Genomic DNA, 13027 nt, shown 5'->3' with positions numbered 1-13027 from the left:
CGACGCCCCGGCGGCCCGGTCAGGCCGGGCGCCGGCGGCCGCGCCAGGCGCGCAGGGCCATCTGCACGGCGATGAAGGCGAGGTAGATGGCGAACAGCACGTTGCCCACGAACGGGTCGACGAGCGTCGCAATCCAGGCGCCGAGGGCGGTGGTGGTGCACGCGGCGACGCCGACGACGCCCGCCGCGACGAGGTCGACGTTGCCGCGCCGGATGTTGCCGAACGTGCCCGACACCGCGGCCGGGATCATCATGAGCAGCGACGTTCCCTTGGCCACCAGGTCGCTGGTGCCGAACAGCACCATGAGCACCGGGACGACGATGATGCCCCCGCCGACGCCGATGAGACCCGAGAGGATGCCGGTCCCGAGACCGACGACGACCAGTGCGGCTCCGCTCCCCCAGGTGAGCACCAGCTCGGCGTCCCGCGACGGGATGACGAGGAAGAGACTCACGATGACGGCGATCAGGAACCCGACGAACGCCCATCGCAGCACCGTGAGCGACAGACGCGGCAGCAGCCACGTGCCGATCTGCGCTCCGAACACCGCGCCGACGGCCAGCAGCAGAGCGGGGATCCAGGCGACGGAGCCGGTCACCGCGTACGAGACGACGCCGACGGCCGCCGTCGGCACGATCGCGGCGAGCGAGGTGCCCGCCGCGAGGCGCTGGTCGAAGTGCAGGAACATGACCAGGAAGGGGACGATGACGGTGCCGCCGCCGACGCCGAACAGACCCGACAGCACACCGGCCGCGAGGCCGATCCCGATGCAGGTGAGGTAGAAGCGCGTGTCGTGCGGCGGGCGCTGGGTGCCGGGCGCGCTCATTCGTCGTAGTACAGGTCGTCGATCACCCACACGGCGCCGTCCGGCACCAGCGTGTAGTGGTAGACGGTCGCTCCCGACGACGGGTCGGCGGGGTCGCCGTTCTCGTCGACGAGGAGGGTGTAGGTCTCCCTCGTGGTGACCTCGATCTCGTCGCCGTCGGATACGACGTCGGTGATCGCGAGCTCGTAGTCGTCGAACGTGTCGTCGAAGTTCGCGGCGTCGCTCTCGAACGTCTCGCAGTCGACGTACTGGCTCGCGGCGCGGAACTCCTCGGTGGTCACAGCGAGGAGCTCGTCGCAGTCCCCGGTCTGCCACGCGTGGTCGTACGTCTGCACGGCGCCGACGGCGACCTTCTCGTCCTCGGTCTGCGCGGCGGTGCCGCCCGAGGTCGCGTTGAGGATCAGCAGCGGCACCACGACCGCGACGGCGATGACGATGCCCAGCAGCACGACGCCGAGCACGACCCACACGATCCAGAGCTTGGACGAGGAGCGCGGCTCGGTGGCGGCCGCGAACGCGCCTCCCGGCGCGGCGCCCGGGTACGGGGGCTGTGCGTAGGCGGGGTCCGCCGCGGGGTAGTGCGCGGGCGCGTACTGCGGCGTCCCGGCCTGGGCGGCGCCGTACGGCGGCTGCGCGACAGGCTGCTGCTGCGCGAGGGAGGCGGCCGCCGCCGTATCGGCGGGTGCCGCGGCCGGCTGCTCGAACCCGAGCTGGGCGGCGACGATCTCGGCCTCGCTGGGCGCCGGAGACGGCACCGGGTCGGGCTGGGCGACATGCTCCGTCCACTGGACGCCGTCCCACCAGCGCATCGCGCCGTGACCGTCGTCGTACCAGCCGGGAGGAGTCGTCGTCATGCTCAAACCCTATCTCCGGCGCGCCGCCGCGAAGAGACGAGTGGATGCCGGCGGCCGCGGCCGCCGGCATCCACTCGTCCGAAGCGTCAGCGGTCGAGCACCGCGCGCACGCTCGCCTCAGGCGAAAGGTCGAGGCGGCGCAGCAGCTGGGCGTTGAGCGCGACGACCACCGTGGACAGCGACATGAGGATCGCGCCGACCGACATCGGCAGCACGAACCCGATGGGGGCGAGGACGCCGGCCGCGAGGGGCACCGAGATGAGGTTGTAGCCGGCGGCCCACCACAGGTTCTGCGTCATCTTGCGGTAGCTCGCGCGCGACAGCTCGATCACCGACAGCACCGACCGCGGGTCGCTGGAGGCGAGGATGACACCGGCCGATCCGATGGCGACATCGGTGCCGGCCCCGATCGCGATGCCGACGTCGGCGCGGGCGAGGGCCGGGGCGTCGTTCACGCCGTCGCCGACCATCGCGACCTTGAGTCCCTCGGCCTGCAGCTCCGCGACCTTCGCGGCCTTGTCTTCGGGGCGGACGCCGGCGAAGACGCGCCGGATGCCGAGGGCTTCGGCGACCGAACGGGCGACGGGCTCGGCATCCCCCGTGATCATGACGACCTCGATGCCGAGCGTGTGGAGCGCCTCGACCGCCTCACGGGACTCGGGACGGATCTCGTCGGCCAGCGCGAGCCCGCCGACCACCTCGCCGTCGCGCACCACGTGCAGCACGATCGACCCCTGCTCACGCCAGACCTCGGCGGCCGCGATATCGGAGCCGCCGACCTCGTCGAGCAGGCGCGGTCCGCCCACCCGCACCGTTGCGCCGGCCACGGTCGCGGTGACGCCGACCGCCGGCGAGGACTGGAAGCCGGTCACAGGCGCGATCGCGAGGCCGCGCTCCTCGGCCGCCCGCACGATGGCGCGGGCGAGCGGGTGCTCGCTGTCGGCCTCGGCGGATGCGGCGAGCGCGAGCACGGCGTCGGCGTCGATGTCGGCGGTCGCCGCGATGTCGACGACGGTCGGCTCGCCCTTGGTGAGCGTGCCGGTCTTGTCGAACAGGACGGCGCCGATCGTGCGCATGCTCTCCAGCGCGAGGCGGTCCTTCACGAGGACGCCCCCACGGGCCGCGCGCTCGGTGGCGATCGACACGACGAGCGGGATCGCGAGGCCCAGAGCGTGGGGGCACGCGATCACGAGCACCGTGATGGTCCGGATGACCGCTTCGTCCGGCATCCCGATCGCGCTCCAGACGACGGCGGTGATCGCTGCCGCGCCGAGCGCGAACCAGAACAGCCAGCCCGCGGCACGGTCGGCCAGACGCTGCGCGCGCGACGTCGAGTTCTGCGCGTCGGCGACGAGTCGGCGGATGCCGGCGAGCGTCGTGTCGTCGCCGGTCGCGGTGACCTCGACGCGCAGTCCGGAGTCCGTGGCGACGGTTCCCGCCGTCACGTGGTCGCCGACGGTACGCGCGACGGTGCGGGACTCGCCGGTCACCATGGACTCGTCCATGTCGGCGCCGCCGTCGACGATGCGGCCGTCGGCGGGAACGCTGCCTCCGGGGCGGACCACCACGACATCGCCGACGCGCAGGTCGGCCGGGCTCACGGTCTCGACGCCGGATCCCGTCACCCGCTCGGCCTCGTCGGGCAGCAGCGCGGCCAGCGAGTCCAGGGCGGACGTCGTCTGGGCGAGCGAGCGCATCTCGATCCAGTGGCCCAGCAGCATGATCACGATGAGGAGCGCGAGCTCCCACCAGAACTCGAGCTCGTGGTGCAGCCGACCGAGGCTCGCTCCCCACGATGCGAAGAACGCCACGGTGATGGCCAGTCCGATCAGCAGCATCATGCCGGGCTTGCGGGCGCGGAGCTCCGACACGGCGCCGGTGAGGAACGGCCAGCCGCCCCACAGGTACATGACGGTGCCGATCACCGGCGAGACCCAGCGCACCCACGGCGCATCGGGCAGCGAGTAGCCGAGGACCATCGCGAACATGCCCGAGAACGCGACGACCGGCACGGCGAGGATCAGGTTGATCCAGAACAGCCGGCGGAACCGGGCGACATGGTCGGCGCCGTGACCGGCGTGACCGCCGTGACCGGCGTGACCGCCGTGACCCGCGTGCGCGCCGTGGCCGGCGTGGGCGTCGTGGCCGGCGTGGGCGTCGTGGCCTGCGTGGGCGTCGTGGCCTGCGTGGGCGTCGTGGCTTGCGTGGGCGCCGTGACCCGCGTGGGCGTCGTGGCCTGCGTGGGCGTCGTGGCCTGCGTGGGCGCCGTGACCGGCATGGGCGCCGTGGCCCGCCATCGTCATGGCGGCGTGGTCGTGCGGCGCGTGGCCGTGGTCGGCGTGGGCGGCGCTCGTCGCGTGCGCGGCGGTGGCGGCATCCCCTCCGCCATGGTGGGCGTGCGACGAGTGGTCGTGCCCGGCATGATCGTGAGCGGCGTCGCCCGGCTGCGGCGCCGGAGCGGCGCCGTGGTCGTGATGGTCGAGGTGCGGGTCGGTCACGAGGTTCTCCTCATCGAAGGGATGATTCCGTTATACCCCCTAGGGGTATCAAGAGCAATGCGGACGACTCGTTCGGTATTCCCGCCCGGGCGAATCGGTTCCGGATGTCGGCACCCTGGGCCACACTGGCGCTGTCCCCGATTCGCCGGAGGAGCCGAAATGGACATCATCCTGGTCGCAGGTCTGTGGATGGGCGGGTGGGCCTGGTACGAGGTCGCCCCCGCGCTGGAAGAAGCCGGGCACAGACCGGTTCCCGTCACGCTGCCGGGCATGGGATCGGTGGATGCCGACCGCTCGACCATCTCGCTGGCCGACCATGTCGCAGCCGTCGTCGAGGCGATCGATGCCGCGCCGGGCGAGCAGGTCGTGCTCGTCGGTCACTCGGCGAGCGCGGGCATCGTCTATGCCGCCGCCGACGCCCGGCCCGACCGGGTCGCGCGTCTGATCCTCGTGGGCGGGTTCCCGGCCGCGCACGGCACTCCCCTGCTGCGCGGGTTCGAGCCCGAGGGCGGCGAGCTTCCGCTGCCCGACTGGGGCGAGTTCGACGAGGCCGACCTTCGCGACCTGGGCGAGGGCGGCAAGGGGGCGTTCGCGGCATTCGCGGTGCCGTCGCCGGCGGGCGTCGTGACCGGCATCCAGCAGCTCCACGACGAGCGGCGCTACGACATCCCGGTCACGGCGGTCTCGACCGAGTACTCGACGGCCGATCTCAAGGGCTGGATCGATGCCGGCGAAGAGCCCGTGCAGGAGTTCACACGGTTCCGCGACGTGACGTACGTCGACCTGCCCACCGGCCACTGGCCGATGCTCACGCGGCCGCAGCAGCTGGTTCGCATCATCCTCGCGCAGCCGCCGATCGGCGACGGCACGATCGAGCCCGAGATCGAGTTCATCAGCTCCCGCGCGTTCCACGCCGCCGACGGCGTCGAGGACTGGCGCGTGCTGTACGGCGGAGCGCACGCCTTCTTCCGCACCGAGTCGCTCGGCGACGGCGCTCGCCTGGTGGCCGAGGTCGTGGCGATCGCCGAAGAGCAGGGACACTTCCCCGACATCGACCTGCGCCCCGAGGGGGTCTTCGTCAGGACGTTCAGTCACCGCAGCGGCTCGGTGAGCGCCGCCGACGTCGAGCTGGCCGCGGCGGTCTCGGCCGCCGCGCGCCGCCTGGAGCTCGTCCCCGATCCCTCGGTGCTGCGCGTGCTCGGCATCGCGGTCGTGCAGAGTCCCGACGCGCACGTGCGGCCGTTCTGGACCGCCGCTCTGGGGTACGAGCCCCTCGGCGCCGACGACGCCGTCGATCCGCTGCGGCGCAGCCCGCACCTCTGGTTCCAGACGATGGACCCGCCGAAGGCCGGCCGCGGACGCACGCACATCGACGTGTCGGTGCCACGCGACCGCGTCGAGGCCTACGTCGCGGCGGCGCTGGAGGCCGGCGGGCGGCTGGCCGACGACGCGCACGTGCCGGAGTGGTGGACTCTCGCGTCACCCGACAACCACGGCGTCGACCTCGCCGCGTGGACGGACGACACCGACGAGGTGGGGTGACGAAGAGCGACGCGGGGCGTCAGCAGCGTCGCGTCAGCGCACCATGCGCGCGTCGGTGATCGAGGGCGCCCCCTCGTCGATCACCTCGAGCCCGTCGAACTCGAACCCGTTGCGGCGGTAGAACGCGATCGCCCGCGGGTTCTCCTTCGCGACCCACAGCATGGCGGGCCCGTCGCCGAGCACCGCGTCGATCAGCGCCTGCCCGGCTCCGCCGCCGTGGTGTGCGGCAGCAACATACAACGACCACAGGTGACGATCGCGCGGCGCCTCGTCGGCATGCGGGCCGATGGGCCGCCCCGAGACCGCGAACCCGATGATGCGGCCGTCCTCCTCGGCGACCCGGACGATGAGGTCGTCGCGCGGCTCTTCGAGCATGCGGGTCCACATGCGGCGCCGGCCGTCGAGGAACGCGTCATCGAAGTAGCCGTCCGGCAGCAGCTCGGTGTACGTCTCCTGCCACGTCGACACGTGCAGCGCCGCGAGCTCCTCGGCGTCGGCGGGAACGGGCGCGCGGAGGGTGAACGTCATCCCGACATCCTGCCAGCCGCGGCGCCGGTTCAGCGCTCCGCGGCGAAGGCGGCGAAGAACCGGTCGCGCAGCTCGTCCATCCGCCACACCGGAGCCTCCTCGCCAGGCCGCAGACCGTCCTGCCAGCCCCAGTCGGCGATCGCGGCGAACACCGCCGGATCGCGGGAGATGACCGTCGCGGGGACGTCGTGCGAGGTTGCGCCCACGCGGCCCGAGGCTCCGCTCGACGCGTCATCGGCGAGTGCAGAGGCCGTGGGGACCTGCCCGCTCACGATCGATGCCGGTTGGTGGTCGCCGAGCACCAGCACGACGAGATCGGGGTCGTCGACGTTCTGCAGGAACGACACGAGCGCGCCGAGCGAGTACTCGACCGACAGGCCGTAGTACCGCTGGACGGTGCGCGGGTTCTGCCACACAGTGCTCGCATCCTGGCTCTGCGCCGGCTGCGCGTCGTACACCGAGCCGTCGCCGACCTCGTCCCACGGCACGAGCTGCGGCAGCGGCGCCCACGGCGTGTGCGACGAGACGAGGTCGATCTCGGCCATGACCGGGCCGTGGACGCCGGAGAGCTGCGTGTCGGCGAAGTGCTTCAGCGTGTACTGATCGGGGACGCGTGCGTAGCCGAACCGCGGGCCCCGGTACCCGACGTCGTTCGCACCGAGCTGCGCGTCGTAGCCGTAGAACGACCTGCCCTCGTCCCACACGCGCGTGTTCGACGGGACGTCGGCGACGGTGTGCCAGCCCGCGTCGGCGAAGGCGCGGGTGAGCGTGAGGCGGTCGCTCGCCACCACCTGTTCGTACGCGGTCTGCGTGTCGACCCACACACCCGACTGCAGCGTGGCGTGCGCGAGCCAGCTGCGTCCGCCGAACGTGGGCGAGGTGAGCCACGCGCTGCGCGCCGCATAGCCCTCGGCGGCGAGCGCCGCTGCCCCGTCGTCGAGCACCCGGCCCACGCCGTCTGCAATGCCGTCGCCCTCGAGGGCGACGCGGCCGTAGCTCTCGACGAAGACGACCACGACATCCTTGCCGCGCAGCGAGTCGAGCAGGCGGCCGGCCGGCACGTCGGCGAACGCGTCGTCGGCGATGTCGCGGGCGACGGCCTCCTGCTGCTGCAGCGCGGTCACCGTCCGCGCGACGGCCGTTCCGACCGAGCTGACGGATGCCGCGGCCGCGACCGGGTCGGTCGTCCGCAGCGGTGGCGCCACGACGGCAGCCGCCACCCATACCGCGACGGTGCCGGCAAGCACCGCGCGGCCGTCGGCGGAGCCTCGGACGATCCTCGCCACGCGCAGGGATGCCCACGCGAGGCCGGCGGCGCATGCGGCGACCGGGAGCACGATCGCCGCGACCAGCAGGTTCGCGAGCGGTTCCCCGACCGCATCCGACACGACGCCGTACGCGTCGGCGAGCTGCGGCCAGTCCAGAGGGACGAAGTGGATGCCGAGCGCGGCCTCGTAGCCGCGATCGATGCCCGCGAGCACGAGGGCCAGCGTGACGAACAGGCCGAACGCCGCAGCGAGCACCAGGCGCGGCATCCGCCACGGCACGATCGCCAGCAGCAGCACGACGACGAGCGATTCGACGGGGATGCGCAGCAGCGGCGTGGCGTCTGACACGACGAGGCCCGGCAGCGCCGGCAGGGCCACCAGAAGCGCGATCGCGAGAGCCGTGGCGACGCGGCGGCCGCGGTGTCCGGGTTCTCGGGGTGCGGACGTGCTCACGGTCCCGGTGCGTCCTCCGGCGAGGTCGCGCCGGCGGCATCCCGGCCGAGGTCGCAGCGGCCCGAGAGGGCGTAGCGCAGCAGCACGACATCGCCGATCTGCCGGGTGTCGAACAGATGCGCGCGCCGCGACGGGGTCCACGGGAAGCGGCCGGGGCCGACGGCGCGGGGGGCGTCGGCCTCGCCGACGAAGAACGGCGCGACCACGAGATGCAGCTCGTCGACGAGATCGGCCTCGAGGAACTGCGTCAGCACGCGCCCGCCGCCCTCGACCATGAGCCGCCGGATGCCCCGCTGCTCGCCGAGGTCGTCCAGCAGCTCGGCCATCGTGACGCAATCGCCGGTGCCGAGTCCCACCACCGTGGCCAGCCCGCCGAGCCGAGCGCGCAGCGCCGGCGCACGATCGGCGGGGCAGTACACGAGGCGCGCGGACTCTCCGGTCGTGAAGAACGCGGCGTCGGCGGACAGGTCGCCCGATGCGGTGACCGTGACCTTCGCGGGCGACTCGGCCCGCCCGAGCGAGACGCGCCGGGCCCGCCGCGCGGTGTCGCGCACCAGCAGTCGCGGGTCGTCGCGACGAACCGTCGACGCGCCGACCATGATGGCGTCGCTGTGTGCGCGCACGTCGTCGACGCGATCGAGGTCGGCGGCGTTCGACATCGCGAGGCGCTGCGGCGCGGCGCTGTCGAGGTAGCCGTCGATCGACATCGCACAGCTGAGGGTGACGTAAGGCCGTCTATCCACCCGCCCCAGCACCCCCCTCCGAGGGATGACTTGGCGTAGATGTACGCGACACGCTCGCGTGTCGCGTACATCTACGCCAAGTCAGCGCTGGGCTGGTGTCGCGCGAACGGCCCACGAGCAGCACCAGCGCTCCCGGCGCCACCGCCAGCAGCGCGAGCACGCCGAAGGCGGTCGAGGTGGCGACGCCGGCTGCGCCGCCGAACCCCGCGAGGGCGAACGCGGCGCCGGCGGCCGCCTCGCGCGGACCCCATCCGCCGACATTGATCGGCAGAGCGGATGCCGCCAGCACGACGAGCCCGGCCGCCAGGAGTCCGCCGGGGTCGGCGTCCACGCCGGTGGCGAGCGCGGCCACGACGAACAGGGCCACGTGCGCGGCGACGACAACTGTCGACGACAGCACGATCGCCGTGACGGCTGCGGGACGCACGAGCAGGGGCCGCAGCATCCCGAACTCACGTCGCAGCGCACGGCGCGGCCGCGGCAGCACCGCGGCGACGCCCACGCCCAGCGCCGCCAGGGCGGCGAGCCCGCCCGCGCCCCACGCGACCGGCGCGAAGGCCGCTCCCCACGCGGACTGGTGCGCCGCGAGGGGCAGCAGCACAGCGACCGTCAGGGTGAACTGCACGACCTGCCCGAACACGCGCTCGGCGGCGACGGCACGCGCGGCCCCGCCGACCCGTTCGTGCGGGCGGCCGTGCGCGTACGCGCGATGCACGTCGCCCACGACACCGCCGGGCAGCACGGCATTGAGGAACTGCGAGCGGTAGTACGCGCCGAACGCCTCGTGCCACGGCAGCGGCATGCCGAAGCCGGTGGCGACGACCCGCCAGCGCCAGGCGGCCGCGGCGGTGGACACGGCGATGAGGCCGATCGCCGCGATGACGGCGGCCGGCGTGATCGCCGTGACCCCGTGGAGGAAGGGGCCGACCCCGACGATGAGGGCCGTCGCGGCGACGACGGCGAGGCCCGCGGCCACGCGCACGACGGTGCGCACGGCCGGTCGCCCCGCCACCCGGCGGGCGGCGGGCAAGGCGGTGGCCGTCAGCGCGGCCATGCCAGCGCATCCTCGTGGTGGACGACGACGCGCAGCGTGCCGTCAGCCAGCTGTGCGCGTCGGCGGTCGAGGTAGCCGGACGCCTCGACGCCCAGCTCAGGCTGCTGCGCCACGGCCGCGCCCACCCATCCGTCGAGCCACTCCTCGATCAGCTCTGCGTCGGCGGCGGCCAGCTGCCACGCGCTGGCCTCGCGGCGCACGTGCCAGCCGGCCTCGGCGAACAGCCCCGTGAGCACCGCGACGGCGTCCGGCCCCAGCATCCGCCGGCCGTCGGCGTCGCGGCGCTGGTGCTCGTTGAACGCGCGGGCGATCACGCCATCGGCGGCGTCCGGAGGGTCGAGCGCGACCTCGCCGGTGACCGACAGCGCGAACAGCGCGGGCGCGCCCGCGTGCACGCACGCCGCGACGATGCGGGCGGCCTCGTCGCGCGTGACCACGTCGAGCAGGGCGGATGCCGTCACGCCGGCCGCACCGCGGAACGCCTCGGGCGGCAGCGCGTCGAGGTGCCCGACCACCGTGCGCACAGCGAGCGGTCGACCGGCATCGTCGACGGCCGACCGCAGCTCGAGCTGGTCCAGGATGATCGCGTCCCCATCGTGCAGCACCCACGACTGCGGTCCGCCGAGCCGCGGCGCGAGCCACCGCGTCATGCCGCCGGTGCCCGCCCCCAGGTCGTGCAGCTCGACGGGTCCTGGCGGCATCAGCGCCGCGAACGCCGCCGCCAGCTCGACCGAGCGGGCGGCATCGTCGGCTCCGGCGCGCAACGCGAGCCACGTCGGGGTCGCCGTCGAGATCACGCTCATGCCGACTCCAGAGCTCCAGCCACGGCAGCTGCCGTGTCGTCCCACGACGGGAGGGCCGCGCGCGCCGCTCGCGCCTCGCCGCGAAGGCGGCGCCGCAGCGCCGCGTCGGTCAGCCACGCGCGCAGTGCCTCGGCGAGCGCCGCCGCGTCCTCGACCGGCACGAGGATCGCGCCCCCTCCGGCGACGGTCTCGGGGATGCCCCCGGTGTCGGCCGCGACGACGGGGATGCCGCGTGCTCGCGCCTCGCCGATGGCCATGCCCGCGCTCTCGACCCGCGAGGGGGCCACGAGCAGTCCGGCGCGTTCGTACTCCTCGGCGAGCGCTTCGCGTCCGAGCACCCCCGTGAGCCTCACGCGGCGCCCGAGGGCGGCGGCGGCGCGCCGCACCGTCGACGCGAACCCCGGCGCGACCTCTGTCGACCCGACGATCGCGCACGTCCACTCCAGGTCGCTCAGGGCGGCGAGCGCCGCGAGCAGCACGTCGTGCCCCTTGTGCGGCGCCACGACGCCGACGCACAGCAGGTGCCCGTCGGCGTCCGCCGAGTGCGCCACCACCGGATCGAGAAGGGATGCCGCCACCCCGGGCGCGGCGACGCTCAGGCGACCGGCATCCACGAGTCCACGGCGCACGAACTCGCTCGCCGTCCACGCGCTCGGCACCACGACGCGGTGCGCTGCGGCCAGCGCCCGGCGTTCCGCGTCGACCTCCGCAGGCGTCGCGTCGGCGAATGCGGCCACCACCATGTGCGCCAGCACGACGAGCCGCAGGCGTCCGGCCGCCGCCGCGAGCTCCTCCGGAACCCAGGCCGCGACCAGTCCGTCGACGAGCAGGACCGTGTCGTCGGGCAGCTGCCGGACGAGGGATGCCACACCGCCGGCATCCTTCACCGCCACGGTCGTCGCCGACCACCCGTGGGCGTCGAGGCGGTCGCGCACCTGCAGGTCGTAGACGTTGCCGCCGCTGACGCGGGCCGGGTCGTCGACGCCGTCGGGCACGAGGAACGTCACGGCGCGCTGCCCCGTGCGCGCCCGGCCGCCCGGGCGCTGCGCCGTCGACGGCGCCGTCACAGCCGCACCTCGTACGACGCCCACGCGATGTGCGACTCGTGCAGCGTGATCGCAAGGCCCGTCAGCCGCGCGTCGCCGAAGGCGCCGTCACGCACGCGCGCGGCCAGGCGATCGCCGATGACCTGGCACAGCCGCTCCGTCGTCGTGTTGACGTCCGCCAGGTCGGGCTCATCGTCGAGGTTGCGATACGACAGGGCGGCGACGATCGCCCGCACCTCGTCGGACGCCTTCCCGATGTCGACGACGACACCGTGCTCGTCGAGACGGTCGGCGCGGAAGGCGGCGTCGACGACATACGTCGCGCCGTGCAGGCGCTGCGCGGGACCGAAGACCTCGCCGCGCAGACTGTGGGCGATCATCAGGTGGTCGCGCACGGTGAGGGTGAACGTCATGTCGTGCTCCAGTCGATCGTCTCGCACAGCTCGCCCGCGGTGCCGTCGGCGAGCGCAGCCGTGATTTCAGGCAGCCGCCGCCACGACGACGTCGCCCCCAGCAGCAGGTCGAACGCCGGGTCCACGAGCAGCTCCAGCGCCAGCGCCAGCCGCTCGCGGGTCGTGCGGCGCGAGCGCCGGTTCGTCGCCACGGCCCCCACCTGGCTCGACCGGATGGTCAGCCGGCGCGAGTGGAAGTCCCCGCCGAGCTCCAGCGGCACGGTGCGGCCTCCGTACCAGCTCGCCACCACGACCTCGCCGTCGGTCGGCGCGAGATGCAGAGCGAGCTGCAGCCCCGCGCCGTGGCCGCTCGCCTCGATCACGACGTCCGCCACGGGCACGTCGACGGCCGACACCCCGCCCGGGGCGAGCGCGAACCGCGCGCCGAGGCCCTCCACCACAGCCCGCTTCGACGCATCCACGTCGACGACCACGACGTCGGATCCCGGGATGCCGGCGGCCAGACGCGCGACGGCGCAGCCGATCATCCCGGCACCGACGACCACGACCCGGTCTCCGACGGCCGGTGCGGCATCCCACAGCACGTTGACGGCGGTCTCGACCGCCCCCGCGAGTGCGGCGCGACGAGCGGGCACCGCCTCCGGGACGGGCACGAGCGCGTCGACCGGGGCGACGAAACCGGACTGGTGCGGGAACAGCGAGAACACCGTGCGATCCCGCAGCGCGGGCGGCCCCTCCTCGACGATCCCCACGTTGAGGTACCCGTACTTCACGGGGAACGGGAAGTCGCCGCCTTGGAAGGGCGCCCGCATGCGCTCGCGCTCCGAAGCCGGCACCGATCCCCGGGCGATGTGCGACTCCGTTCCCCGGCTGATCCCGGTCCACAGCGTGCGCACCCGCGCCTCCCCCTCACCAGGGTTCGGCAGCGGCTCGGACCGGAACTCACCCCAGCCCGGGCCGACGGTCCACCACGCCGTTGCGGCATCCACCCCTCCAGCA

The 13027-nt window shown here is 73.7% G+C and carries 12 protein-coding genes; 1 reads left to right on the top strand and 11 read right to left on the bottom strand.

From position 1 onward, the window contains the following. Positions 1 to 19: 19 nt before the first annotated feature. From JNB62_RS01555 to JNB62_RS01545, 3 genes are all read right to left on the bottom strand, one after another. Positions 20 to 826, bottom strand: coding sequence for a sulfite exporter TauE/SafE family protein (locus JNB62_RS01555; RefSeq protein WP_220299108.1), 807 nt, complete (start codon positions 824 to 826; stop codon positions 20 to 22). Continuing rightward, on the bottom strand, positions 823 to 1680 hold the full coding sequence (locus JNB62_RS01550; RefSeq protein ID WP_220299107.1) for a DUF2510 domain-containing protein: 858 nt from the start codon (positions 1678 to 1680) through the stop codon (positions 823 to 825). The genes JNB62_RS01555 and JNB62_RS01550 overlap by 4 nt, the downstream gene beginning before the upstream one ends. An 86-nt stretch (positions 1681 to 1766) precedes the next feature. Beyond that, complete coding sequence (locus tag JNB62_RS01545; RefSeq protein WP_223230877.1) at positions 1767 to 3983, bottom strand: heavy metal translocating P-type ATPase; 2217 nt, start codon at positions 3981 to 3983, stop codon at positions 1767 to 1769. A gap of 354 nt (positions 3984 to 4337) precedes the next feature. Here JNB62_RS01545 and JNB62_RS19110 point away from each other — a divergent pair, with 354 nt between their 5' ends. Next, positions 4338 to 5720 (top strand): alpha/beta fold hydrolase, encoded by a 1383-nt coding sequence (locus tag JNB62_RS19110; RefSeq protein WP_223230853.1) that lies wholly within the window; start codon positions 4338 to 4340, stop codon positions 5718 to 5720. Between the two features lie 33 nt (positions 5721 to 5753). On the opposite strand, the gene JNB62_RS01535 is transcribed toward JNB62_RS19110, so the two are convergent. Genes JNB62_RS01535 through JNB62_RS01500 form a run of 8 tightly spaced genes read right to left on the bottom strand, consistent with a single transcriptional unit; the run spans position 5754 to position 13017 of the window. Beyond that, positions 5754 to 6248 (bottom strand): GNAT family N-acetyltransferase, encoded by a 495-nt coding sequence (locus tag JNB62_RS01535; RefSeq protein WP_220299106.1) that lies wholly within the window; start codon positions 6246 to 6248, stop codon positions 5754 to 5756. A 29-nt stretch (positions 6249 to 6277) separates the two neighbouring features. Continuing rightward, entirely contained in the window at positions 6278 to 7969 is a 1692-nt protein-coding gene (locus JNB62_RS01530; RefSeq protein ID WP_220299105.1) for a CDP-alcohol phosphatidyltransferase, read from the bottom strand. Beyond that, the gene (locus JNB62_RS01525; RefSeq protein WP_220299104.1) at positions 7966 to 8712 is read right to left on the bottom strand and encodes a RibD family protein; all 747 of its coding nucleotides are present in this window, start codon (positions 8710 to 8712) and stop codon (positions 7966 to 7968) included. The genes JNB62_RS01530 and JNB62_RS01525 overlap by 4 nt, the downstream gene beginning before the upstream one ends. Further along, the gene (locus JNB62_RS01520) at positions 8705 to 9766 is read right to left on the bottom strand and encodes a lysylphosphatidylglycerol synthase transmembrane domain-containing protein (RefSeq protein ID WP_220299103.1); all 1062 of its coding nucleotides are present in this window, start codon (positions 9764 to 9766) and stop codon (positions 8705 to 8707) included. The genes JNB62_RS01525 and JNB62_RS01520 overlap by 8 nt, the downstream gene beginning before the upstream one ends. Beyond that, on the bottom strand, positions 9754 to 10569 hold the full coding sequence (locus JNB62_RS01515) for an SAM-dependent methyltransferase (RefSeq protein WP_220299102.1): 816 nt from the start codon (positions 10567 to 10569) through the stop codon (positions 9754 to 9756). The genes JNB62_RS01520 and JNB62_RS01515 overlap by 13 nt, the downstream gene beginning before the upstream one ends. Beyond that, a complete protein-coding gene (locus JNB62_RS01510) occupies positions 10566 to 11636 on the bottom strand; it encodes a glycosyltransferase family 4 protein (protein ID WP_220299101.1) in 1071 nt (356 codons plus the stop codon). Before JNB62_RS01510 ends, JNB62_RS01515 begins: the two co-directional genes overlap by 4 nt. Then, the gene (locus JNB62_RS01505; protein WP_220299100.1) at positions 11633 to 12028 is read right to left on the bottom strand and encodes a 6-pyruvoyl trahydropterin synthase family protein; all 396 of its coding nucleotides are present in this window, start codon (positions 12026 to 12028) and stop codon (positions 11633 to 11635) included. Before JNB62_RS01505 ends, JNB62_RS01510 begins: the two co-directional genes overlap by 4 nt. Continuing rightward, a complete protein-coding gene (locus JNB62_RS01500) occupies positions 12025 to 13017 on the bottom strand; it encodes a zinc-dependent alcohol dehydrogenase (protein ID WP_220299099.1) in 993 nt (330 codons plus the stop codon). The genes JNB62_RS01505 and JNB62_RS01500 overlap by 4 nt, the downstream gene beginning before the upstream one ends. Positions 13018 to 13027 lie beyond the last annotated feature (10 nt).

The organism is Microbacterium jejuense (assembly GCF_019511665.1).
Taxonomy (GTDB): domain Bacteria; phylum Actinomycetota; class Actinomycetes; order Actinomycetales; family Microbacteriaceae; genus Microbacterium; species Microbacterium jejuense_A.
The sequence above is the reverse complement of the archived record's forward strand: the minus strand, read 5'-3'. Positions and strand labels throughout refer to the sequence as shown.